This window comes from Verrucomicrobium sp. BvORR106, from assembly GCF_000739655.1.
Lineage (GTDB): Bacteria > Verrucomicrobiota > Verrucomicrobiia > Verrucomicrobiales > Verrucomicrobiaceae > Verrucomicrobium.
This window is the reverse complement of record NZ_BATR01000018.1, coordinates 47,611-72,349: the sequence shown is the minus strand read 5'-3', so window position 1 is coordinate 72,349 and position 24,739 is coordinate 47,611. Positions and strand designations below refer to the sequence as shown.

The 24,739-nt window shown below is 62.2% G+C and carries 17 protein-coding genes and 2 pseudogenes; 10 read left to right on the top strand and 9 right to left on the bottom strand.

The features are described 5' to 3' along the window. Positions 1–200, top strand: a pseudogene (locus tag BV106_RS03320) (LysR family transcriptional regulator); the annotation flags it as partial. 128 nt (positions 201–328) lie between these two features. Here BV106_RS03320 and BV106_RS03315 read toward each other — a convergent pair. After that, positions 329–1,795, bottom strand: coding sequence for a Gfo/Idh/MocA family oxidoreductase (locus BV106_RS03315; RefSeq protein ID WP_038160455.1), 1,467 nt, complete (start codon positions 1,793–1,795; stop codon positions 329–331). Positions 1,796–2,229: 434 nt separating this feature from the next. Here BV106_RS03315 and BV106_RS03310 point away from each other — a divergent pair, with 434 nt between their 5' ends. From BV106_RS03310 to BV106_RS03290, 5 genes are all read left to right on the top strand, one after another. Next, on the top strand, positions 2,230–3,240 hold the full coding sequence (locus BV106_RS03310; protein ID WP_038160452.1) for a HEAT repeat domain-containing protein: 1,011 nt from the start codon (positions 2,230–2,232) through the stop codon (positions 3,238–3,240). Between the two features lie 91 nt (positions 3,241–3,331). Continuing rightward, positions 3,332–3,712 (top strand): response regulator, encoded by a 381-nt coding sequence (locus BV106_RS03305; RefSeq protein WP_038160449.1) that lies wholly within the window; start codon positions 3,332–3,334, stop codon positions 3,710–3,712. Next, the gene (locus BV106_RS03300; RefSeq protein WP_038160446.1) at positions 3,709–5,031 is read left to right on the top strand and encodes a tetratricopeptide repeat protein; all 1,323 of its coding nucleotides are present in this window, start codon (positions 3,709–3,711) and stop codon (positions 5,029–5,031) included. The genes BV106_RS03305 and BV106_RS03300 overlap by 4 nt, the downstream gene beginning before the upstream one ends. Before the next feature lie 31 nt (positions 5,032–5,062). Further along, entirely contained in the window at positions 5,063–6,145 is a 1,083-nt protein-coding gene (locus BV106_RS03295; RefSeq protein WP_038160443.1) for a HEAT repeat domain-containing protein, read from the top strand. Next, a complete protein-coding gene (locus BV106_RS03290) occupies positions 6,142–7,578 on the top strand; it encodes a glycosyltransferase (protein ID WP_038160440.1) in 1,437 nt (478 codons plus the stop codon). Before BV106_RS03295 ends, BV106_RS03290 begins: the two co-directional genes overlap by 4 nt. Before the next feature lie 7 nt (positions 7,579–7,585). Here the strand turns inward: BV106_RS03290 and BV106_RS03285 are convergent, their stop codons facing one another. Beyond that, positions 7,586–9,394 (bottom strand): hypothetical protein, encoded by a 1,809-nt coding sequence (locus BV106_RS03285; protein ID WP_038160437.1) that lies wholly within the window; start codon positions 9,392–9,394, stop codon positions 7,586–7,588. Continuing rightward, positions 9,391–11,946 (bottom strand): response regulator, encoded by a 2,556-nt coding sequence (locus tag BV106_RS03280; protein ID WP_265595294.1) that lies wholly within the window; start codon positions 11,944–11,946, stop codon positions 9,391–9,393. The genes BV106_RS03285 and BV106_RS03280 overlap by 4 nt, the downstream gene beginning before the upstream one ends. 229 nt (positions 11,947–12,175) lie before the next feature. Here BV106_RS03280 and BV106_RS03275 point away from each other — a divergent pair, with 229 nt between their 5' ends. Beyond that, complete coding sequence (locus tag BV106_RS03275) at positions 12,176–12,751, top strand: carbohydrate binding domain-containing protein (protein WP_038160431.1); 576 nt, start codon at positions 12,176–12,178, stop codon at positions 12,749–12,751. A gap of 458 nt (positions 12,752–13,209) precedes the next feature. Here BV106_RS03275 and BV106_RS39225 read toward each other — a convergent pair whose 3' ends face one another. After that, positions 13,210–13,470, bottom strand: coding sequence for a phosphopantetheine-binding protein (locus tag BV106_RS39225; RefSeq protein WP_038160428.1), 261 nt, complete (start codon positions 13,468–13,470; stop codon positions 13,210–13,212). A gap of 318 nt (positions 13,471–13,788) precedes the next feature. On the opposite strand from BV106_RS39225, the gene BV106_RS03265 reads away from it, so the two are divergent. Beyond that, a complete protein-coding gene (locus BV106_RS03265) occupies positions 13,789–14,655 on the top strand; it encodes a hypothetical protein (RefSeq protein ID WP_265595293.1) in 867 nt (288 codons plus the stop codon). Between the two features lie 333 nt (positions 14,656–14,988). On the opposite strand, the pseudogene BV106_RS39220 reads toward BV106_RS03265, so the two are convergent. The 5 genes and pseudogenes from BV106_RS39220 to BV106_RS03240 form a co-directional block, all read right to left on the bottom strand. Continuing rightward, a pseudogene (locus tag BV106_RS39220) lies at positions 14,989–15,108 on the bottom strand (phosphopantetheine-binding protein); the annotation flags it as partial. A gap of 540 nt (positions 15,109–15,648) precedes the next feature. Continuing rightward, entirely contained in the window at positions 15,649–17,070 is a 1,422-nt protein-coding gene (locus BV106_RS03255; protein ID WP_038160420.1) for a DUF1501 domain-containing protein, read from the bottom strand. Continuing rightward, complete coding sequence (locus BV106_RS03250; RefSeq protein WP_265595292.1) at positions 17,067–19,874, bottom strand: PSD1 and planctomycete cytochrome C domain-containing protein; 2,808 nt, start codon at positions 19,872–19,874, stop codon at positions 17,067–17,069. Before BV106_RS03250 ends, BV106_RS03255 begins: the two co-directional genes overlap by 4 nt. A gap of 53 nt (positions 19,875–19,927) precedes the next feature. Further along, on the bottom strand, positions 19,928–21,550 hold the full coding sequence (locus BV106_RS03245; RefSeq protein WP_038160414.1) for a LamG-like jellyroll fold domain-containing protein: 1,623 nt from the start codon (positions 21,548–21,550) through the stop codon (positions 19,928–19,930). Positions 21,551–21,560: 10 nt separating this feature from the next. Continuing rightward, positions 21,561–22,103, bottom strand: a complete 543-nt coding sequence (locus tag BV106_RS03240) for a sigma-70 family RNA polymerase sigma factor (protein WP_038160412.1) — start codon at positions 22,101–22,103, stop codon at positions 21,561–21,563. A gap of 149 nt (positions 22,104–22,252) precedes the next feature. Here BV106_RS03240 and BV106_RS03235 point away from each other — a divergent pair, with 149 nt between their 5' ends. Both BV106_RS03235 and BV106_RS03230 read left to right on the top strand, forming a co-directional pair. Then, a complete protein-coding gene (locus BV106_RS03235; RefSeq protein ID WP_038160410.1) occupies positions 22,253–23,398 on the top strand; it encodes a M20 family metallopeptidase in 1,146 nt (381 codons plus the stop codon). 44 nt (positions 23,399–23,442) lie between these two features. Next, a complete protein-coding gene (locus BV106_RS03230; protein ID WP_051944913.1) occupies positions 23,443–24,384 on the top strand; it encodes an amidohydrolase family protein in 942 nt (313 codons plus the stop codon). Positions 24,385–24,739: the final 355 nt, after the last annotated feature.

The window sequence follows — 24,739 nt, the reverse complement described above, 5'->3', positions numbered from 1 at the left end:
TGGCCGGGATCCAGGCCGCCGTGGCGGATGGGTTGGGCATCAGCCTGTTGCCGGTGCGCACGGTGCTGCCTGCCCATCAAGTGCTGGGGGAGGCACATGGATTGCCGTTGATCGACAACATGGAGATCGCCACCTACCACCGGACCGATGCCGGGGAGCTGATCACGGAACTGGCGCATCAGCTCTCATTACTCATCTAGGCCGGACAAAAGAACGCCCCGCCGGGGTGCGAATCCGGCGGGGCGCTGCGCCTGTCAGAGTGAGGAAGCAGGGTGGACGGTCCTGTGGGGCCGGCCACCCATTCTGGCGGACGAATTGTTGTCAGCGATCAGGCCTTGGCCTTGAGCCAGCCGTCGCGATAGGAAGCGCGCTTGATGTACTTGTTGGCGCCTTCGTCGTTGGTCACCTTCATGGCTTCCTTGTCCCACTGCACGGTCTTGCCGGAGCGGATGGCGAGGTTGCCGAGGAGAACGAACTCCGTAAGCGGGCAGGAGTAGTCGAAGTTGGAGCTCGGGGTGCCACCATTGACGATGCAATGAGCCCACTCGCCCTGCGGATTGTTCGGCTTCGGACTGCGAGCCTCGGTCTTCTTGAGCGTGCCGGCGGCCATGGCTTTCTTGGTGTCCATGAACTTGGCGCTCGGGTAGATGGAGGGGCTGGCGCAGTAGGCGTCGCCTTCGTACACCACAGCTTCCGTGCCCTGGAAGATCATGCCGCTGCTGGCTTTCTTCCAGCCTTCTTCGCTGAGGTCGGCCATCATCTCGGGCTTGGCAGGCTTGTTGGCCTGACCGTCCTTGACGCCGTCCTGCCAGCTCACCACGAGAGGCTCGGGGTTGTTTTTGCCAGGGGCGAAGTGGTACTTCAGGCTGCTCCAGGTCGGGGCGCAATGCTCGCTGACTTCGCCGCTCTCCACCTCGATCTTCACCGGGATGGCCTGGCCAAGGATGCTGAAGGTGGCGTCCATGATGTGGCAGCCCATGTCGCCGAGGGCGCCGGAGCCAAACTGCCACCAACCACGCCAGTTGAAGGGATGCACGCTCTTGCCGCGCTTGTTGCTCTGGCCGGTCGGGATATCAAATTCAAAGTAGGGCTCGCTGGCCTCGCTGGAGAGCCACAGATCCCAGTCGAGCTCGGCCGGGGCCGCGGCGGCGACTTTCTTGAGGGGGCCCTGGGGCCAGATGGGGCGGTTCGTCCAGAGGTTGATGCCCTTGAGGGTGCCGATCGCGCCCTGTTCGATCCACTCCTTGGCGAGGCGCTGACCTTCCATGGTGCGGCCCTGGTTGCCCATCTGGGTCACCACGCCGGCAGCCTTGGCGGCCTTGTGAAGTTCGCGCACTTCCCAGATCGTGTTACAAAGGGGCTTCTGCACGCAGACGTGCTTGCCGTACCCGAGAGCCCACATAGCGGCCACGAAGTGGGTGTGGTCCGGGGTGCTGATGATGACACCGTCGATGTCCTTGTGGTTCTCGTCCAGCATCTTGCGGAAGTCCTGGTAGAGCTTCGGCGCGGTGGAGGGGGCCGTCTGGCCAGCGTCGGTGAAGTACTTGGCGTGCTTGGCGGCGGCTTCTTCCACGCGCTTCTTGTCCACGTCCACGAGGGCCACGATGTTGTGGTCCAACGCGATGGCCTGGGTGTCAGACTGGCCTTTGCCAAGCGCACCGATCACCGCGATGTTGAGCTTCTTGCTCGCGGAGTTTTGACCATGGAGGAGGAGGTTCGGGAATGTGAAGGCGCCCCCGGCCAGTCCGGCGGTCGTCGTAAGGAAGCGGCGACGGTTCAGTGCTTTGCTTGACATGTGTGTGGTTTGGTTTGGTTTGACGGTGAAAAAGTGTGCAAAAACAGTCAGAAAAGGATCAAAAGCCTAGGCGAAACAAACGGGGCTGACCAGAGGTTATTGCGCGCCAGACCGTGAAAAAGTGAGGATTGCAGCGGCATCTTTGTCCGGCGATGCAGCGATCTGCCCGGGAATTCACGTGGTATGAATTCGCCAGCCTGGAGTCTGTATATCGCTCCATCCGGGGGCTTTGGTTGGTGGGAAATTCAATCCGCCTCCGCCTGACCAGCGCACTGTGAGTCCCGGATCGGCCCTCAATTGGGGGGCGGGCGTCTAGATCATGGATTTGAAGGTGAGAGATGGCAAAGAGTATGGTAATTTCTAGAAACAATGAGTCATCAAGTACTTTTGGCTGAGGGAGTTACAGAACGCTGCCGGGCGTTCTGCGAAGCAACATGAGTGGACTGCCTTATCTCTCCATCTTCATCGCCCTTCTGACGGCCGTTTTGGTCGGCTTGGTGGGGTGGGGTGTTCACATTTGGCGGAAGCGTCAGGCCGAAGCCGTCGCCCGCAGGCGAGAGCAGTTCTCTGACGCCTGGCTTCAGGAGTTGCTGCCGGTGCTTGAGGAAGAGCGCCAGATCAGCGCGCTGCCCCTGCCTGGCACGGCAGAGGAGATGAATGTGGCCATGCATTTGATCCTCGAACTCGTGGAACGTGTGCGTGGCCAGTATCGCGACCAGTTGCGCAAGGTGCTGGATCACATCGGTGCTGAGGCCACGGCCCTGCACGATTTGGTGTCGGGCCCGCCAGAGATCAAGATTTCCTCATGCCGTCTGCTGGCACTGACCCAGGCGGATCCGAATGTGGATCTTCAGCTCTCCCGCGCACTCTATGATGCAGACTGGACGGTGCGACTGGAGGCCGCCTACGCGCTCTCCGTCCGCCAGCCTCTGGGACTCACGCTGGAGTCCCTGCTCTCACCTCTGCGGACGACACCTGCCTTTGAGACGGAACTGGCGCAGAAGGTGGTGAAGCAGTTCGCTCCGCTCCCCGGCAGAGGAGAGGAGCTGGCTCGGGCGCTCATGGGTTCAAGGAATCCTCAGGAGCGGGTGGTCCTGCTGGCAGGCATCGCCGATGCGGATGATCTGATGTTGGGTGATGTGGTGGCCTGGCAGCTCTCAGACTATTCTTCGGCGGTGCGTCTGGAGGCCGTCCGGACTCTGGAGCGCATGGCGGATCCCGTGCAGATCAACAAAGTGACGTCCCTGACCAGTGATCCTGAACCGGCGGTGCGACAGGCCGTGGCGGCCTATGCCGGTTCTATGGGCGGTGGCTCGTCCGCGCAACTGGCGCTCCAGGCCTTGCTGAGCGACCCCTCTCCAGATGTGAGGCAAGTCGCCGAGGCGGGACTGCGCCGTTGGCAATCGGGTGGGCATGCGCCCACGACAACCGATGTCAGTTCTTAGATCCGTAAGACGACCTTCCCCCCGTTTGTGGGGTGAATCTCTCTCGGATTTGAGATGCAAAATTATTGGATTAATGATAATTTCACTCCCAATGACACATCAAGTGCTTCTGGCCGATGACGATCCGCTTCTCCACCGTGTGGTGGGCTTCAAGGTGGCGCAGCAGCAATGGCAGTTGATCTCTGCATACAATGGTGCAGAAGCGCTTGAGCAAGCGCGGCTCAAACGCCCGTCTGTGATCATCATGGACGGCATGATGCCGGTCATGGATGGATTTGCGGCGCTCCGCGAGCTGCGTCGGGATCCGATCACGGCTTCGATCCCAGTCCTGATGCTCTCCGCCCGCAATCGTGATACCGATGTGGTCGGAGCCCTGGATCAGGGTGCGAATGATTATCTGACAAAGCCGTTCAGTCCGGCCGAGTTGGTGGCCCGGGTGAGCAGACTCATCCCGGGAGGAGCCGTTGCATGAGCTGGGGCAGAGTTTTCACCGCGTGGAGCTTCGCGGCGGTCTTTTTCGCGTCACCCTTGTGGGCTGGCGTGTATGAAAATGGTTTGAAGGCCAAGAAGGAAGGCCGTGTGGACGAGGCGATCGAGCTGCTGGGGAAGGCCACCCAGGCGCAGCCCCGGAATGCGGAAGCGTGGTACCACTACGGCACGGTGCTGGGGTGGAAGGCGCGGAACGATGACGCGCTGGAAGCACTGCGTCGCGGGCTGGCCATCGCGCCGAAGGACTTCGACCTGCGCATGGCCGAGGCGCGGGTGATGGCGTGGAAGTCAGACTATGCCGGAGCCGACGCCCGTTTGGAAAAGCTCGAGAAGGAGTTTCCTGAGAGTCTTGATGTCGCCGTCATGCGGGGGCGCATCGCCGGCTGGCGCGGCGACCCGAAGGAGGCCCGGCACAGGTACGAGGAAATTCTGACGAAAGACCCCATGCAGGTGGATGCCCTCACTGGCATGGGTGATCTGGAGGTGGAGCGCAACCGGGTGCGGGAGGCGCGTGGCTACTATGAGCGGGCGGTGGCGATCGATGCCTCCCCGGAAAATCAGAAGCGGCTGGATGGGCTGGACGCCATCCCCAAGGGGCGTGTGGATACTGGGGTCACGGGCAGCACCTTTGCGCGTGGCGAGCGTGACGACTGGTGGGGCTACTACATGGTGGTGACTGCGAAGCTGCTGGAGTGGGACGTGTGGGCCAGGTGGGAGATCGGCGAACGCTTCCTCCTGCAAGATGAGACTTACGAGTTCGGCGCCTCCGGGCAGATCGTGCCGGGTGTGCGGGCCACCGTCTTCGGCGGCTTTACACCGGATGCGGGCTATAGCGCCAACAGTTATGCGGAGGCGGACGTGCGGTGGCGGGCTTACAAGAAGCTTGGCCGCCTGGGCAGCGGATGGTTTCTCACGGAAGGCCGCTGGGCGGACTACGAGGCGGGTGAGGTCTCCACCAGCAGCATCGGCTGGGAGCAGCAGCTCGTGGATGGCTGGTCAGTGAACGCCCGGTGGGTGCATCTCTACTATGACACGGGCGAGGGGACGGATGGCTGGGTTGCTTACTTGTCCTGGGAGCCCAAGGAAGGCTGGCTGATCCGCATTGGCGGGGGGCAGGCTGTGGAGTCCATCACCAATCAGACGCTGCAGGAGAGCAGTGCTCTGGAGTCGTGGACGATTTTCATCGGTGTGTTGTTTCCCATCTCCGAGCACTGGCATTTCCGGGTGGACCTGGAGCGGGAGGACGTGAAGGACTCCGTGGTGCGCTACGGCCTGGCCCTGGGGGTAGGGTGCAATTTCTGACCTGGACGGCACGCGGCAACTCAAATACGGCATGGCTCCTTCGCTCTTCATCCTCACCCTGGTGGCTCTTGCCCTGGCCGGTCTGGCAGTCCTCATGTGGATGGCCCTGCTGGTGTATCGCATCCTGGACAACCGGCGACGGGACCGGCGGGAGAAGCTGAGTGATGAATGGCTGACCCTGCTGCTGCCGGTGCTGGAGGGGGAAGTTGAGCTCAGTACTCTCCCCAAGCCTCGCGGACGTGAGGAAATGGAGACCGTGCTGGGGTTGCTGCGTGAGCTGGCCGACCGCTTCCGTGGGCAGTACCGTGAAGACTTGGTGAGCATTCTCGATCACATCGGTGCAGAGGAGTATGGCCTGCGGTTGCTGGGGCGCCATCGGCCGGAGCCCAAGTTGAGAGGGTGCGCGCTGCTGGCCTGGAGCGGCCCCAGCAGCCGGGCCGACGAACGGCTTCTCAAGATGCTGAGTGACTCCCATCACCACGTGCGACTGGAGGCGGCGCATGCACTGGCCCGGCGCAACCCGGAAGGGATCACAGTGGAGACAGTGATCACGCCACTCCGCGGCACACCCGCATTGAATTCAGATCGCACGCGGGACATTGTCCGCCTGTTGGCTCCCGGGAAGGGGCATGAGCTGGGCAATCTGCTGGCTATTTCCCGGAACTCCCGGGAGCGGGTGCTCCTGCTGGATGGCATTGCCAAGGCCGGTGATCTGACCCAGGCGGATGTGGTGGCGTGGCAGCTGGCGGATCGTGACAGCAAGGTGCGGGCGGGAGCGGTCAGCACCCTGGAGAAACTCTCCGATCCACATCACATCCAGAATGTGGCGGGACTGGTGAGCGATCCAAGCAACAAGGTGCGCCTGGCTGTGGCGAAATACGCCGCCGCCATGATGGGGGAGCTGACGGCGCTGGCCATGCTGGAGCAGCTGGCGTCGGACCCGGACTTTGATGTGCAGCGGACGGCTGTGTACGGCCTGGCGGACTGGGGCGGCCCATCGTGGGACAACCTGGCCCGCACGGCACCGCGGGATTCGTTGCTCCTCTCACTGCTGAAGGAGGCCTCCTCCGTGAAAAATCGCTATCTGGACCTCTACGAGCTGCCGACCGTATGAACACCCTCGACTGGACACACTCGCTCTGGTTCGGCCGTGCCATCTGGATCTGCGCCACCGTCATTCTGGTGCTGCAGACGGCGCAGAATCTGGTGTACCTGCTCCAGCTCTTCCGGGCGCTGCCGGAGTTCATCCGGGCGCGCAACCGGGCCTCCCGTTTGCGGGAGTGGTGGCTGCTGACTTCTGAGGCCACACCGCCGATCACCCTGCTGGTTCCAGCCTATAACGAGGAGGCCACCATTGTGGAGAGCCTCCGCTCCACGCTGACGCTCCGCTATCCGGAGTATGAGATCATTGTGGTGAATGACGGGTCCAAGGATGGCACCATGGCGCGTCTCATAGAGGCCTTCGACCTCCAACCGGTGCACCGGGCCACGCCGGGCCGCACCGCGTACCAGCCCATCCGCGGCATCTATGCCTGCCATGCCCTGCCCAACCTGCTGGTGGTGGACAAGCAAAACGGCGGCAAGGCGGATGCGCTCAACGCGGCCATGGACCTGGCAGCCCACCCGTATGTGTGCGCGGTGGATGCGGACTCCCTGTTGGACTCCGATGCGCTGCTGAAGGCGGTGCGCCCGTTCATTGATGCGCCGGACGACACCCTGGCCGTGGGCGGCACCATCCGCGTGGTGAACGGCTGCCTCGTCAAATCCGGGCAGGTGATGGAGGTGCACCCGCCCAAGCACTGGCTGGAGCTCTTCCAGTCGGTGGAGTATCTGCGTGCGTTCCTGCTGGCCCGCATGGCGTGGACCCGGAATCAGGCAGTGACGATCATCTCTGGTGCTTTTGGCATCTTTCGCCGGGATGTCCTGCTTCAACTGGGCGGCTACGCGCATGGCACGGTGGGTGAGGACATGGAGCTGGTGGTGCGCTTGCACCATTGGGCCGGGGAGACGGACTCGGCCTCTGACGTGTGGCATGTGCCGGACCCGGTGTGCTGGACGGAGGTGCCCTCCTCCGTAAAGGTGCTGTCACGTCAGCGCACCCGCTGGCAGCGCGGCCTGTGTGAGACGCTCTGGCGGCACCGCCAGATGATCGGGAACCAGCGCTACGGATCCGTGGGCACCCAGGCGCTGCCATCGTTCCTGTTGTTTGACATCATCAGTCCACTCCTCGAACTCCTGGGCCTGGTGATGGTGCCTCTCTGCACCGCGGCGGGGATCCTGAGCATCGACTTCTTTATCGCCTACTGCGCCGTGGTCTTCGGGTTTGGTCTGTGTCTCAGCCTGGGGGCCATGATCCTCTCCGAGTACTCCCTCCAGCACCATCGCCGCGTGCGGGATCTGATCTGGCTGGGCGTGGGCGCGGTCGTGGAAAACTTTGGCTACCGGCAGCTCAACAGCTGGTGGCGCGTGCAGGGCATCTGGCATTTCCTGAACCGCAAACAGGGCTGGGGGGCGATGCCCCGGCGGGGTTTCACCAAGGTGGCGTGAGCCGGGGTCAGCGGCCCTCGGTGGCGAGGTGACGGAGCACCTCTGGCGTGGGTTCATGAAGTAACAGGAGCGGTTGCAGCCTGTCGGGGAGTGACAGCCGTTGCTGGACGGCGTTTAGCGTGCCCAGCCATGCGCTCAGCTCGTGGAGCGGACGGTCACGCAAGGTGGTGCGGTCGCCCGGCACGCGGCCCTCGCGACCGATTGAGTAGACCCGGCCTCCTGACGCCGCTGCGACCGGGGCCTCATAGAGCACCGCTGCGGTGCCGTAGCCGGGCCAGGGAGCCATCCAGAGTGTGCCTTTGTCCGCACGGTAGAAGGCTGCACTTTTCAGGTCGGAGATGGGACCGCATTCCACGGCCAGCGCCACCGGGCAGTTGTGCTGCCGGCTCCACTCCAGCCATGCGGTGGCCCAGGCGGCGGCTTCCACCGGATCGCTCCGGTAGTTCATGATGACCATGCGGGACGCATACTTCGCGAGGCCATCAAGGAGGGGCACAGCCTCCTTTTGAGCGATGATCCAGAAGGGGAGGACTGGCTCGACAGGGTGCTTGCCGTTCTGGTTGAGTTCACGATAGAGGTCCAACCAGTGCTGATGCCACTTCGTCGTTTCCAGATGGAAGCCAGGCAGCAGATAGGGCTCGACATCGTACTGGACGCCGTCGAGGAAACGCCCCTGCCACTGGCTGAGTGCCTGATGACGCGCGATGACGGCGGCGCGGGCCTGGGGCAGGATCATGTGGGGATCCCCTTCCACAGCGACGATCCTGAATCCGTCCGCCCGCAACCGCGACAGGGTCGTGGCCACCCCGCCACTATCGCTGCCGAGCTCCCGCGGAAGGGCCAGTTGCAGCACCTTGATGCCCGCTGCTTTCCAGGCGGGTTGTTTTTCCGTCCAGACTTCCGGCCGGGTGGACCAGTCCCACACACCCATGGGGGCAGGCTGGGGGAGGGTTACGGCAAGGAGTTGCCAGCTCAGAGTCTCGATCACTCCGCTGCCACCCTGGGGCTCCGTGGCCACCAGGCTGAGGCGCAGGGACTTTGCGGCTGCGACTTTGGAAGGCACCTCCCAGGAAACAACCTGAGGTGCGCCGGTGAGTTCTGTCGTGGCGATGGGATCTGGATCTCCAAAACCCTGCGCGGATTCGGTGGCGACGCCGAGCATCACCTGCCCCTTGCCGCGAAGCGTCAGTTCCAGCTTCCAGGTGCTGGCAAGAGCGCCCTTGGGGAGGCGCCACGAAGCCGCCGTGTAGAAACCCGCAGGTTTCTCCCCAGGCTTCACGGTCCAGGAAAAGGCATCCGGTGCATCGTGGACGGTCGCCCGTTCCTCAATGCCGAAAGGGGTCCATTCCTGATGTCTGGCGAGGTTCAGCCCGGGTGGGACCGGGAGCAGGCTGGGAAGTTGTTTCAAAGGAGACAACTCCTCCACGGAAATGGGAGCTGCCTGGAGGTCGCCGATGATCTGCCAGGATGGGGGCAGGTCCTTTGCCGGAACGGCCTCCGGACGGATGCCCACCCAGAGAATGCGACCCGCTGGCACGGTCAGGGTGTTGACTTGGCTCTTGGCTGCGCGTGGCTCCACGGTCAGGGTGTGCCAGTTCCCGTTGGGATGCAGCATCTTCTGCCAGCGGGACAGCTCTGCTGGTGGCACGTCCCCGGGATCCAGTTCATTCCAGCGCAAGACTTGCTGTGTTTGCGCTGGCTCCGGCTCTGCGGCCCGGACGGTGGTCATGGTGGCGGCCACGGTGGCAAGGATGAAGCGACTCAGCAGCTGTCTGGACGCGATGGTTTCTGTTATTTCCAAGATTCCGCGCATCATGGGGCCAGGGCAGCAGAGGGGTAACCGAGTTCGTGCAATCGAGTGTCGAGCCGGATGACGGCTTCGTGGAGCTCCGCCAGGATGTCAGCCCGGTCGGCTTTCTGAATGGTATCGAATTCCGCCCGCTGAAAGAGGGTGGACAACTCGGTGAACCCCATGGTGGCCCCGGAGCCCCGACCCAGGTGGGCAGCCTGCTGCCAAGGGATGTCAGCCCCGTCCTGGAGCGCAGCCTCCAGCCGGACAAGCACCTCCGTCATCTGCTCTGCGGCCATGCGCACCAAGTCGCAGTCCAGACCGGGATCCCCTGTAAGGCAGTACTTGAGCTGGGTCTCATCCACCACCAGCGTCTGGGGAGCGGATGGAGGCAGGTCTGCCGGGGCCGCTTCTGGTACCCGAATCGTCGCTGTGCCTGGGGCGAGCCACGCAGACAACTCCTGTTGCAAACGGTCCACCTCCACCGGCTTGGGCAGGTAGCCATCCATGCCTGCCTCAAGGCAGAGCTCTGCATCTCCCGCCATGACGTGGGCGGTGACAGCGATGATGGGCACGCGTTTGGCCCCGGTGCTCTTCTCCCACTCACGGATCTTCCGTGTGGCCTCGAACCCATCCATGATGGGCATCTGGCAGTCCATCAGGATCACTTCGTGGCCGCCTTCTTTGGCAAGGTTCACGGCCTCCGCGCCATCGGAGCAGAGGGTGACCTTCATCCCCAGGTACTCGAGCTGGTTCTTCAGCACCCGCTGATTCACTGGGTTGTCATCCGCCACCAGGATCCGGGCGGAGGCCAGTTCAAGGCGATCCGCCAGTTTCGCAGGCGACGCAACAGGTGCGCCAGAAAGGCGACCATAGAGCTCGGAAGGACGGAAGGGAAACTTGAGCAATCCCGCGACGCCGATCTTCTCGACCAGTTCATCCGTCACCTCCTCGCCATCTGACATGAGGTACACGGGGCATTGGTTCCACCAGGATCTCTGGCGCAGCACTTGCAGCGTCTCATGCCAGCTCTCACTCTGGGGGCTGCCCACTACCACCGCAGACAGTGGCAACGATTGACCATCTGAATCGACCCCAAAGGAGTCCGGCAGATCTTTGGTGCTCGCGATGATGATGGGGTGCAGACCCCAACTGCTCGCATGCGTGCGCACGGACTCTGCCGTGAGCGTCCTGCTTTCGATGATCAGCAGCGCCCCTGCGGTCAGCTTCCGGGCGGCGTCCGGCTCGGCCACAGCTTCGAACACCACGGTGAACCAGAACTTTGATCCCTGCCCAGGGGGGCTCTCCACATTCAGGGTGCCGTTCATTCGCTGCACCAGCTCTTGAGAAACGGCCAGCCCCAGTCCGGCACCGCCCTGACGCCAGCCGGACTTGCCGCTGCTCTGGGCAAACGGCATGAAGAGACGCTGCTGGGCCTCGGTCGTGATGCCAGGGCCGGTATCGCGCACATCAATGCGCAGACAGATGCGGTTCTCTGACTCCATCTGACGACGGCGCATCACGTGGATCGAGACACTGCCAGTGCTTGTGAACTTCACCGCATTGGAGACGAGGTTCTGCAACACCTGCCGGAAGTGTTGGCGGTCGCCCATGACCTGCGCAGGCAGATCGGACTCCAGATGGGAGGTCAGCTCCAGGCCTTTCTTCGCAGCACGGTCTGCATAGTGGGTGAGCACATCCTCCACGACCACAGCTGGCGAGAAGCTTTCGGTGACGAAACTCATCTCCCCGGCCTGCAGTTTGGACAGGTCCAGGATGTCATTGATGATCGCCAGCAACGTCTTCCCGGAAGTACGGATCGTTTCCACGCCGTCCCGCTGTTTGGTGGAGAGCGAGGTGTCGCGCAGCAGCAGATCGGCAGCACCCAGCACCCCGTTCATGGGAGTACGGATCTCGTGACCCACAGAGGCTAGGAACGCTGAGGTGGTCTTGACGGAGTCGAGCGCCGCATCTCGGGCCTCAGCCAGCCGGGCCTCATATAGCATGCGGTTGCGATACTCCCGGTACAGGATGCCACTCCCCGCCAGGACTGCCAGGAGGCCCACCAGAGAGGTGATGCCAGCGATCCGCTGAAATAGGATACGTTCATCGAGGAGCTTGTCACGGCGGGTGTCCAGCAGCTGGAGTTCCGTGGTCTTCACCTCGGAGAGACGTTGCTCGAGTTCGAGGGATTTCTTCGCGCTTTTCTCCAGCCGGCTGGCCAGGGCGGCGCTGCCGATGGTTTCGGAACTTTTGGCGTTCTCGTCGAGCAAGTCGAGGCGTTCAGCCAGTACCTGGCGCAGGGGCGCCATCTTCGAAGACTGGACTGGGTTGTCCTTCACCAAGCGGGCCAGCGTTTCCAGGGCCTTGGGGGCATCTTGACGGTGGAACTGGTACTCCCGGGCGAACGCCTCACCCTGGGTCAGCATGAAGGCGCGTTGCTCACTTTCCGCCTCGCGCGCCAAATAGCGCACTTCATCCACCTGGCTAAGGACCTCGTGGGTGTGCTCCACCAGCTTGTAACTGGCCACTTCCTGCCTGGCTTGGTACACGAGCACCCCGCCGAGCAGGAGAGGCACGGACACAACGATCAAAATGCCTGTCGCCAAGACAAGCCAAATCCAGGCGCTGACGCGGTAACTCACTGGGCAAATCTACCCGGACGCGGAGACCGTTTCCAGTCAATTTCCGGCAGGATCAGTGTGATACGAAGGAAATCAGTCTCGTCTTGGGGAGAGAAGTTGCCCCGTCGGGCAGTGGAATTATTTTGGATTGTAAAACCACCAAACTTTTTGCGTTATTGAATCAATGAAAACCACCCTTCCCCTGTGTCGCCTGTCTTTTGTCGGACTGGCTGTGACGATGATGATGATGGCCGCGTTCTCGGGTTCATGCCTGGCTCAGCAACCGGACCGCAAGCTGGACCTTCTGAAGAACGGCTCGTTTGAAAAGGGCCTGGAGGGATGGCAGACCTCCAGCCACCGCAAGAACGGCAAGTTCGAGATCGACAAGGTGGAGCTCTACAAAGGGTTGCCCACGCTCAAGATCGACAATCTGGGAGCGGATGATTCCCTGGCGATGCAGAAGGTGACCGTGAAACCCCTCACCCGCTACCGGCTCACGGGCTTTGTGAAGACCAAGGACATCAAACCCGGAGACAAAGATGCCACGGTGGGGGCCAACGTGTGCCTGCGAGGCGGGTTCGAGCGCTCAGAGAACATCATGAAGACCCGCACTTGGGGACGTCTCACGCTCGAGTTTGAAACCGGTCCCAAGACCGAGGTGGAAGTTGGTCCTCGGCTCGGCTTCTTTTCCTCTGCCGTGACCGGCACCGCCTGGTTTGCGGATTTGTCGCTAGTGGAGCTGGGGCCAGCGCGGCGGTGAGGAGGGGAATGGCTGTCTGCGATGCCCGGTTCCATGCCTGAGTGTCCGGAGGGCGGCATGCTCAGGGTGGACTCGATCAAGGTGCGCGTCGACCCTTTGGATGTGTTGCAAGTGCTGCGAGTAAGGCCCCTCCACGGATTGTCCTCGAACCCGGAGGGTTCACCATGAGTAGCCATGGGTGAAACGAGCGTAGCGAGTGCAACCCATGGATGACTTGTCGCAGTTTCTACCGCGCAGCGGTAAGCCCATTGCGGCCACCGATTCCCGATGCTCTTCACGCGACGCACATCATAGTACGGATGGAGACAAGTATGAATGAGTTGGGCGGCGCGAGGAGTCGGCAACGGCGCGCCAGCGTCTTGGAGTACGGTGGCTCGACACCGTTTTCTGGCCGCGATGAGATGAGGTTGCGATGTAACAGTGAAGCGAAGCGGGTTCTCTCGTTCGCGTGCATGGCGTCAATCCAACCCCAAGTCTCGGACGAAGTCGGCCTCTGGAGTGACCTCGTCCGGGGAGACGCCGATTTGCTCCACGACGATGGCTCTTAGCTTCTGCATCACCTCACCCTCGTTTGGATTCATTCCTTTCTCCTGCAAAGACCGGACGATGAGATCACGAAAATTGCCAACGGTGAAGATCTTTGATGCATCCTCATCGGAGACGAAGATGTCGAACTCCTTTTCCACCTCAAGGACAAGCTCAACAGAATCCAAGCTCATGCAGATGAAATGAAGGGGAACTGGGGATCCGTCAAGCAAGTGTTTGGCGACCCCCAAGATTCCTTGTGCTGCCTGCATTCAGAGTGTCTGCGTATCCCCTGGCGGTCTGCTGCGATTCATTGGACTTTGTCCATATGTGTGTAAACGTCCCAGATGAAGCAGGGTTTGAAGGGGGCGTTTCTTGCCAGTTTGGTTCGATCAACATTTTTGGTTGCAGGTGTCATGTCGATGATGGGCGCGTCTGCTCTTGGACAGGCCGCCCCGGTGAAGTTGCCACTCTCCACCGATCTCATGAGGACCTATGGCGTCTGCTTGAGCATGAGATCCACGATCAAGCTGATCAAACAGCAGTATCCCGACCTCGGGCTGGAGGCTGACGCGGCGCAGACCCATTGGGATGCCGTGTTCAAGGTTTGCGAGGACAATCTGGATGTGAGGCTGACCGAGAAGTTCGGAGACAAGTGGGTGACTGCCAGGCCTACCATCTTGCAACAGGGACAGGCGGCGAGGAAGATTCTGCAGGACAATATGACCGAGGACCTTGCGCGATCTGTCATCCGGGAGACCCATCTCCGCGGCACCACCCTGGCAGATTCACCGGTACGGATGCTTCTCCTGGCATCCCATCCCGATTTTATGAAACAACCCGAGGAGGAGATCCAAAGAGGATTTGTGACGCCGTTCTCCACTCAGGGACATCAGAAAGCAAACGGGGTGAAACTGAACCTCAAAGTCCCCATGAGCTGGAAAGCGGCTGAGGGCGACCGGCCGCATATTGTCCAGAAGTGGACCTCCGATGCAGGACATGGGGCGGACATCATCATGGTGCAGATCGGGCCCGTCAGCGCCGCTCTGACTGACCAGCCCAAGGAAGTGCTCTTCACCGAAGATTTTGCCCGGGAATACTTTGGGCAAGCCAAGCTGAAAATCTCTGACTTCAAGACGATGAAGCTTGAGGCGAGAACGGTGGGATGGGTGAAGCTTGATGGCGTGCTGGAACGGTTGGACACCAAGATCGAGACCTCTGGAATCACCTGCTACTTTTTGTCTGGGGAGAATCTCGTCGCGATTCACCTCTCCTGCTTTGCCAAAGAAGGATCCGGCACGAGCGAGAGCGGGAGGAAGAAAATGGAGCCGCTTTTCAAGTCCGTGTTGAACTCGGTGGTGCTGACGGGTGGGCGATAGGAAATACTGCTTTGGGTAAGTCGAGCGATTCGGCCTCGATCCGCCGTCCCTCCGGGACGGGAGCATTTGTCACCCTGTTCCGGTGGTTCTCGGCCTGATGACAGGCCTTCACCACCGGCTACGGTCCAGCGTCCCTCCGGGACGAGCGGGGGATGTCAACGGGGCTGCCTTGTGGAATGCACGTTGCCTGTTGCCGATCTACACTGGCTCAAGGAATATCTCCGTCGCGTCAGCGTCTTGGAGTACGGTGGCTCGACACCGTTTTCTGGCCGTGATGCGATGCGGTGATGAGGTAGCAGTGAAGCGAAGCGGTGGCTTGTGTGGCGGTCGTCAATCGACGCCCAAGTCCCGGATGAAGTCGGTTTCAGGTGTGACTTGGTGCGGGGAGACGCCAAGTTGATCCACAATGATGTCCTTTAGTTTCAGCCAGACTTGGTCCGCATCCGTCTGGATGCCTTGATCCCGCAGGGCCCGGAGTACGAGATCACGGAGATCTCCCGCTGTCTTCGCGGTAGAGGCGTCCTGATCAGAAATGGCGATGCCGAACGCTTCCTCCACCGCCATGACGAGCTCAACGGATTCCATGCCCATGGTATGGAGTGGTGCAACGGCGTCCGGCAGTCAAGGCCGATCCGCCGTCCCTCCGGGACGGGGAGCATTTGTCGCTGCCTGTTCCGGTGGTTCCCGGTCTGATGGCAGGCCTTCACCACCGGCTACAATCCATCGTCCCTCCGGGACGAGCGGGAACTGTTAGCAGAGCTGCCTGATGGCAGGCACGTTGCCTGTTGCCGATCTACACCGTCTCGAGGGATGTCTCCAGTCGCGTCAGCGTCTTGGAGTACGGTGGCTCGACACCGTTTTCTGGCCGCGATGCGATGCGGAGATGAGGTAGCAGTGAAGCGAAGCAGTGGTTTGAGTGGCGCTCGTCAATCGACGCCCAAGCCCCGGATGAAGTCGGTTTCAGGTGTGATTTGGTACTGCAAGGGTGCGTCACTATGCAAACACCTCTTTCACCACATGGCCAAAGACGTCCGTGAGGCGGAAGTCGCGGCCGGCGTATTTGTAGGTGAGCTTCTCGTGGTCCATGCCCATGAGGGCGAGGATGGTGGCGTGGAAGTCGTGGATGTGGACTTTGTTCTCCTGGGCGAAGTAGCCGTAGTCATCGGTGGCGCCATAGGTGGAGCCGGCCTTCACGCCGCCACCGGCGAGCCACATGGTGAAACCTTCGGGGTTGTGATCGCGGCCATCGGTGCCCTGGGCGGTGGGGGTGCGGCCGAATTCACCGCCCCAGATGACGAGGGTGTCTTGCAGCAGACCGCGGGAGCGAAGGTCCTTCAGCAGGCCGGCGATGGGCTTGTCCACCTCTGCGGCGTTTTTGCTGTGCCCCTTGTAGAGATTCCCGTGCTGGTCCCACTGCACCTCGCTGTCGCTGTGGGTGACCTGGACGAAACGTACACCGCGTTCGATGAAACGACGCGCCATGAGGCACTGGCGGCCGAAGTTGGAGGTGACGGGGTTGTCCATCCCGTAGAGCTTCTTGGTCACCTCCGTTTCATTGTCCACGTCCTGGGCATCGGGCATGGCCATCTGCATGCGGAAGGCGAGCTCGAAGGAGTTGATACGACCCTCCAGGGCCTGGTTGGGGCCGGTGAGTTCCAGATGTTCATGGTTCATCTGGGCGAGCAGGTCGAGCTGCTGCCGTTGCAGGCTGGCGCTGAGCTGGGTGTTGCGGATGTGCTTGACCATGGCTTGGTCGGAAGGCACGGCGGCATTGCCGATGGGTGTGCCCTGGCACCAGGCGGGAAGGAACGCGGCCCCCCAGTTGTTGACGCCACCGTGGGCCAGCGTAGGACAGATGGTGATGAAGGCGGGCAGGTTGTCGTTCTCCGTGCCCAGCCCATAAGTGATCCATGAGCCCATGCTGGGGCGCACCTGGACATCACTGCCCGTGTGCAGCTTGAGCAGGGCGCCGCCGTGAGCGGGGTTGGTGCCGTGCAGGGAGCGGATGACGCAGAGTTCATCGGCACACTGGGCGACATGAGGGAACAACTCGCTGACGGGAAGCCCGCTTTGGCCGTATTGCTTGAACTTCCAGGGGGATTTCAAGAGTTTGCCTGTTTCCGCGAACTTGACGCGCGGCTGGGCAAAGGGGTAGGCCTTGCCATGGTCGCGGTCGAGCAGCGGTTTGGGGTCAAACGTGTCCACCGCGGAGGGGCCACCCTTCATAAACAGGAAGATGACCCGCTTGGCCCGGGCTGCATGGTGTGGCAGCTTGGCCGCCAGCGGGCTGACGGGTGCGGAGGCTCCCTGAGACTGCTGGGCGAGCAGGGAGGCGAGCGCCAGATGACCAAAGCCTGCGGCGCTGCGCTGCAGCATGGCCCGGCGGGAGAGGGGGGAGGCTGGGAAGGGGTTCATCGCAGGTACATGAATTCGTTGGCCGACATGAGGGTGTGGCAGAGCAACGTCCAGGCTTCGGGAGAGTCGCCTTCCTGACGGACGAAGGTGAGCGCGCGGGTGACGTCGTGGGACGAGGCCGGGCGGCCGTACAGGGCCACGTAAGCTTCTTGAACCCTGGCCTCGGGTGCGTCGCTGTCCGACAACAGCTTCGCGGAGAGTCTCTGCGCTGCCTGGGCGGCGAAGGGCGAGTTCATCATGATGAGCGCCTGCGGGGCCACCACGGTGGCATTGCGGCTGCCGGTGGGCATGGTGGGATCCGGGTAGTCGAACTGCTCCAGCAGATCGAAGAGGTGATTCCGGATGATGGGGATGTAGAGGGCGCGGCGCAGGGCGCGGTACTGCGTGGCGTCCTTGGAGGTGTGGTTGAAGACGAACTCCCGGTTGCGAAGCGGGACGGTCTTGCCACCGACCTGGGCGGAAAGGGAGCCACTGGCGGCGAGCATGGCATCGTGAATCTGCTCGGCCTCCAGACGCTGCACATGGGCGCGCCACAGCAGCTTGTTCTCCGGGTCCAGCATGGCGGGATCCACACCTGAGGAGGGCTGGCCTGCACTGGGGTGGGTGGAGGCCATCTGGTAGGCGCTGGACTTCATGAGCACACGGTGCATGTCCTTGATGCTCCAGCCGTTTTCGATGAAACAACGGGCCAGCCAGTCCAGCAGGGCGGGATGGGAGGGCTTGTCACCCAAGATGCCGAAGTTGTCCGTGGAACCGACGAGGCCGCGGCCGAAGTGCCAGCGCCAGAGGCGGTTGACCATGACTCGTGCAGTAAGGGGGTGCTCGCTGCCAGCCATCCAGCGGGCGAGCTCTAGACGGCCGCTTTGTTTGGCGGAAAGGATGGGCTTGGTGAAGGAGGTCCGCATGACCTCTGGGAAGCCGCGCTCCACCTCGGCTCCGAGGGTGAGATAGCTGCCGCGGATGTGAATGGGAAGGGTCTTGGTGATGGTACCATCGCGCACGCCCATGAGGGAGGGGGGATCGGGCGTCTTGTCCTCGAGAGACATGAGGTCGTCCTTCATGACCTCGGCGGTGGCGAGCATTTCACCGTCGAACGCATCGGCATCTTTGTCCGGGATGGCGAGCAGGCCAGCCACGTCATTAAGGGCGGCGTATGCTTCGGCCAGATCCGGCTCCACTGGAGCGGTCGCTTTGGGATCTTTGGCCTTGGCAGCGGTCAGAGCTGCCGCCGAGCGCGTGAATACATCGCCGTAGTATTTCCTGATTCCGTCCTGGTCACCAGCAGCAGCGAGTTCACGCCAACGGGCGTAGAAGGGATGCTCCGGCGCGCGGGTGAGGTACTGGCGGGCGGTGAGAAGGTAGCGGGGGCGAAGCTTGCGCTCTGCCGCAAGCGTCTGCACCTTCGCAAAGTCTGGGTCCTCCGGCAAAAGAGTGGCCGCCGCGAGGTAGTCCGGAGCGTTCGTTTGGAGCTCCTGCTTCAGCTTCGCGCGGGTCTCATTGGAGAACTTGGCAACCTTGGACCGCTGGGCGGCTACTTCTGCCTCATACTTCTTCTTGGCAGCAAGGTCATCCGGCGTGGCGAGCGAGTGCTCGTACCAGAACTTGATGGCTCCCAGCTTCTCGTCGGCCAGGCTCTTCGTGCTGCGGAAGATGGCGGCCAGGGCGTAGTAGTCCTTGTTGGTAATGGGGTCGAACTTGTGATCGTGGCAGCGGGCACAGCCCAGGGTCATGCCCAGGAAGGCCTTGCCCAGGGTGTCGAGCTGTTCATCGATGATATCCATCTCCAGCTTTCGCACATCCGGCTCGGCCAGCACGCGGGCCCCGAGGGCGAGGAAACCCAGAGCGGTCAGCCCCTCCCGACGCTCTTCTTCCGTGCGGGCAGGCAGGAGGTCGCCAGCGATCTGCTCAACCAGGAACTGATCATAGGGCTTGTCCTCGTTAAAGGCACGAACCACGTAGTCCCGGTAGCGCCAGGCATGGCCGTAGGCGACGTTCTCGTCCATGCCGTTGGAGTCGGCATAACGGGCCACATCAAGCCAGTGGCGGGCCCAGCGCTCCCCGTATTGAGGGGAGGCCAGCAGGCGCTCCACCACCTTGCTGAGGGCGTCGGCGGAGTTGTCGGCAAGGAAGGCGTCAATCTCCTGCGCCGTGGGCGGCAGGCCGGTGAGATCGAAAGTGGCGCGGCGGATCAGCGTCCGTTTGTCTGCGGCGGGTGCGGGTGAAACACCCTGCTTTTCCAGCTCCGCCAGGAGAAAGGCGTCGATGGGTGATTTGACCCAGGCCGTGTTTTGCACTGGCGGAGGTGTCGCCTCAGCTAGCGGGGTGAAGGACCAGAACTTGCGGCCTTCCTCCATGTTGATGCTGCGATTCACCCCACCGTGCGCTTGCGCGGCAGCAGCGGTTTTGCCCTCCCGGGGATCGGGTGCGCCCATGGCCACCCACTTCTCCAGATCCTGGATCTGGGCGGGCGTGAGGGCGTTTTTCGGCGGCATCTGCAGGTCTCGGTTCTTGTATCGAACCGCCTCGATGAGCTTGCTCTTCTCCAGATTCCCCGGCACCACGGAGGGTCCGGCATCGCCACCGATGAGCAAGGCTTCGCGGGAGTCCACTGCCAGCCCGCCTTTGGTCTTCCCGGCTTCGACAGAGTGGCAGTCGTAGCAGGCGCTCACCAGAACAGGGCGGATCTTCTTCTCGAAGAACTCAATGCCTTCCGCGGTGGGAGTGGCGGCCACCAGTGGGCTGGCGAGCAGGAGGCCTGCGAACCCGCTGCTGAGAACGGTGTGGAAGTGGAAGGGTCGGTTCATCAGGGGCATGGGAGGGGCCGGAGATGGGGTTTTAGGAAACACGATTGACTCACTCACTCTGCGAGGGCGCGGATCTCATCGGGACGCAGGGCGGCGGTGTAGAGGCTGAACTCGTCCATGCATCCGGCGAAGTTGCGCACCGGTTGCTGGCGTTTGTCCGGGGACGGGGTCCAGTTGCCGAGCTCCATGATGGTAGGCGCCAGTTCCGTGGGGGTCTGCACTGGATGCTTGGACAAGATCCCGCCGTTCAGATAGAACGTGACCTCGCCACCTGCCAGATCATAGACCACGGCCAGATGCACCCATTGGCCAAAGCGCTCCGGGGTGAATATCACCGGGGTGATATAGTCATCCGAGCGGACGTTGGGGCTCGTTCCCGAGCCCACGCCGAGGCACAGGGAGCCATCATGCAGAATCTGCCAGTGCATGTGACCCTCGTTGATGCCCTGACTCATGCAGAGGGAGCTCTGCCGGACGTTCAGCCCGTGGAGCTGCACCCAGGTGGCCATGGTGATCTGGCGGTGCGCGCCGGGCAGACCGAGCCGCACGCGATCACTGACACTGCGGAATTGCAGCGCCTTCTTCTCCGGCCAGCGCCCCTGGGTCCAGATGCAACCCACAATGGTGCCGGGGGCGACCTCCTGGCCGAGGGCGGCGGAGTTCTTGAGCGAGCGCGATCCCTGTGGGTCCTGGAAATCAAGCCTCAGCTTGAGACGTGGGTCGAGGTTCCACTGCCGCCCCTGCTCCTCCCAACGCACGAGTGACTGCCGCTGGGATTCGCTCATGCGGGCGTCCAGATCCCGGCTGAAAGCGAAGGCCTCATCACTGGCAGGCAGGGCCCGGGCGGGCGTGCTTTTCTCGAACCCGGCGGCTTCACCGGTGGTGAGCATGCGCACCTGAGCCTCGGGCTGGTGAAGCTCTACTTCGCCTTTGAACACGTGCACCTCGGGCGTGGCGCTGTTCAGATCCAGACCGAAGTCCGTGCCGAGATCCACGACATCGCCATTCGGCGTGCCGAGACGGAATCCGCGAGCCTGCGGCGGCACGTGGGCACTGAACCGGCCGCTGACACAATAGGCCTCGCCAGCAGAGACGAGTTTGATTTCGGCCGGACCTTCCACCACCAGCCGGGCTCCTTGGTAGAACTCCAACTCGGCGATGCCGGCCTTGAGTTTGAGCCAGCCCGGAGAGAGTGGAGCATTCAGTGCCGGGGAGGATTGGGCGTCCACCCACTCCAGGTTCACCCCGCGCGTCAGCAAGGCGACGCTGGTGGTGGTTGCCTCATTTTCATCCTCATCCGTGAGAGGGGCCGTCACCACTTTGGGTGTGGTGAGGTGGGCAGGTTGACGCATCACATTCACCACCATCACCAGGATGGCGAGCAACGCCGCCAGGGGCAAAAGCCAGGTCAACCGTGCCCGAACGAGGCGCGTTGGAGCGGTGGCCACGGTGGCGGTGAGGGCGGGCTCCTCTTCCACCCGTTGCAGTTCCTGCTGGGACCAGGAGAAGAGCGCCGACTCCACATCCTGGAAGGCATACCACTGGCGGCGGGCCTCGGCGGAGGTCTTCAGCATCTGGCTGAGCCGCTCGTGGTCCTCTGCGGTGATGTGGCCGTCTGCCTTCGCCATGAAGAGGCGGTGCAGTTCGGCAGAGTCGAAATTGAGGTCAGGATTCATGGTCTTCGGGTCACGCCTCAGGTGCGGTTTTCCGGTTCACGCAATCCGCCAGCAGACGGCGGAGGGTGTTGAGCTTGTTGTAGAGGGTCTGGGGGGCCCGGCCGAGGCGCTCCGCCAGCACGGCCAGGTCCACGTTCTTGAGATAAAATTCGCGCACGAGATCGCGCCCTTGGGGCTCCACCTCCTCAATGCAGCGCTCCAGGGCGGCCAGGCGCTGCTCGCGATGGTGGAGATCGGCGGGGCGTTCTTCCGCGAACCGCTGCAACAGCTCGTCGTCGAAGTGCAGCGGGGAGCGCAGGGCCATGCGCTGGAAGTTCTTGGCCTCGTAGAAGGCAAAGCTGCTCGCCCAGGCGAAGAAATCGGACCCTGGCGTGAAGTCGCCAAACTTCCGCCACAGGGTGAGGCTGGCGCGTTGCAGCACGTCCTCTGCATCCGCCCGGTTCCCCAGCATGACGAGCAGAAAGCCGAGCAGGCGCCCATGGGCACCGTTGAGCAGGGTGATGAACTGCTCGCTCAGCCCGGGATCGGGCGCTGGTTGGGGGGCGTCACTCATGCTATCTGCCAAGTAATGTGCAGGCTGAACGGCTTTTACCGAAGATTGATAAAAAAATGATTCTCTGCATGGGTTGATGGAAGTTGCCTGAAAAGAGCGGCGTAAGGAGTTGGCATTCCGGTCTCCTGCCCGGCTCTGTCCCAACTCCGATGAGCGACTCCTCCCTTCTTCTGACCCTTGCTGAGCTGGTCAGCATCAACAGCGTGAATTCCTCCTATGACGGAGGTCCGGGCGAAGCAGAACTGGCGGCGTATGTGCGGATGTTCTTTGATCATCGAGGCATCGAGACTTGGGAGCAAGAGGTGTTCCCGGGGCGGAACAACGTCATTGCCCGGCTGCCCGGCCGTGATCCCAGTCGCCGCATCGTGCTGGAGGCGCACATGGACACGGTTTCGGTCAAGGGCATGAGCATCCCGCCTTTTGAACCCCGGGTGGCGGAGGGGCGCATGTATGGCCGGGGCGCGTGCGACACCAAGGCGGGGCTGGCGACGATGATGCATGCGCTGGCGGATCTGAAGGCGGAAGGCATCACCCCGCCATGTGAAGTGTGGCTCGCTGCGGTGGTGGATGAAGAGTACTCGTACCGCGGGGTGGTGAAGCTCTGTGAGGCAATCACTGCCGCAGCGTCTATTGTGGCGGAACCCACGGAGCTGAGGGCAGTCATTGCGACCAAGGGCGTGCTGCGTTGGCGCATCGTGGTGCGGGGGAAATCCGCGCACAGTTCCAAGCCACATTTGGGTGTGAACGCCATCCACCACATGTCGCGGGTGGTGCTGGCCCTGGAGGAGATGCATGCGCGCTTTGCGGAGAATGCGCCGCATCCGCTACTTGGCACAGCCACGGGCAATGTGGGTGTGATCACAGGTGGCACGCAGGTGAACTTTGTGCCGGATCAATGCGCTATCGAGATCGACCGTCGGCTGCTTCCCGGAGAAAAGGTGGAGGAAGTGCTGGCCCGGTATGAGACGCTGCTGGGGGAACTCCGGCAGCAGCATTCGGGACTGGACGTGTTCATGGAAGCTCCGATGCTCACCGATGAAGCCCTGGAGACGCCGGAAAGCGAGGACGTGGTGCAGGTCGCATCCGGCGTGCTGGCGGAACTGGGGCTGAATGCGAGCCCCTGCGGCGTGTCGTTCAGTTGCGATGCGAGCAAGCTCGCGCGAGCCGGGGTGCCCACCATTGTCTTTGGGCCGGGCAGCATTGATCGCGCCCATGCCGCGGTGGAGTACGTGGAACTGGACCAGGTGCAGCTCGCCCTGGAGTTTCACAAACGCTTCCTGAAGTCTTTCGTCTGATCCCGTTTTTATTACCTGAAACCCTGTCGTCAACCTTCAACATCATGAGCTCATCTCCCATTCTCCCAACGTCCTCCACCCGGCGTCAGTTTCTTGTCACCTCCCTGGCTGCAGCCGGAGGCGTGCTCACCGCGGAGGCGGCCAGTCCTCCGGGAGACATTGATGCGCATGTCCACGTCTGGACGCCGGACACGGAGCACTACCCGATTGCCAAGGGCTTCACCAAGAAGAAGGACATGGTGCCGGCGAGTTTCACGCCGGAGCAGTTGTTTGCTCATACCGTGCCAAACGGCGTGGCGCGGGTGGTGCTCATTCAGATGAGCTTTTACAAGTACGACAACCGCTACATGCTGGACACCATGGCGCGTCACCCCGGCGTATTTAGCGGGGTGGGCATCCTGGATCATGATGCGCCGGATGCGAAAGCGACGCTGAAGGCGCTGGCGAAACAAGGTGTGCGCGGGCTGCGGTTGTACGCCAACAAGCCGGATGTGGAGGCGTGGTTGAGCTCTCCCAACATGCATGCCCTGTGGACCCAGGCGGCAGATCAAGGGGTGGCCATGTGTCTGCTGGCCAATCCGGATTCACTGCCGGCCATCAAGCAACTGGCGCAGAAGTTCCCCAAGACGCGGGTGGTGATTGATCACTTCGCCCGCGTCGGCATGAAGGGGCCAGTGCAGGAGGCAGACCTTGAGAACCTGTGCCGTCTGGCGGAACTGCCGCAGTGCTACGTGAAGACCTCGGCCTTCTATGCCCTGGGGGCGAAGAAGCCGCCCTACAAGGACCTAGCCCCGATGATCAAGCGTCTGCACGGCGTGTACGGGGCCAAGAGGCTCATGTGGGCCTCGGATTGTCCTTATCAGGTGGAAGAAGGGCAGAGTTATCAGGCAGCGATTGAGCTGGTGCGGAAGGGGCTGGACTTCCTGAGTGCGGATGACAAGAAGTGGATGCTGCGCGGCACGGCGCAGAAGGTGTTTTTCAGTTGAGATGGGGAATGGTCGCGATTGTGCGCGATGCACAGTCGCGTGTAGTTGCATTGAACCCGGAGGGTTCGCCATGAATAGCCATGGGTGAAACGAGCGTAGCGAGTGCAACCCATGGTATCGTGATCGTTGCATTCTACCGCGGAGCGGTAGGCCAAAGTGTCCAATGTAATGAGGACGTGTGGCGCGGGAAGGGCGTTGGGGGTTGGGGTGTGCGATGGGCCTACCGCTCCGCGGTAGATTGCCGCAGATCGTTTCCCCCGGGTAGTCCTCGCTCCGCTCGGCCGACCCGTGGCTATTCACGGCGAACCCTCCGGGTTCATGAGACAATGAAATGGGGTGGAAATGGGTGCAGCGC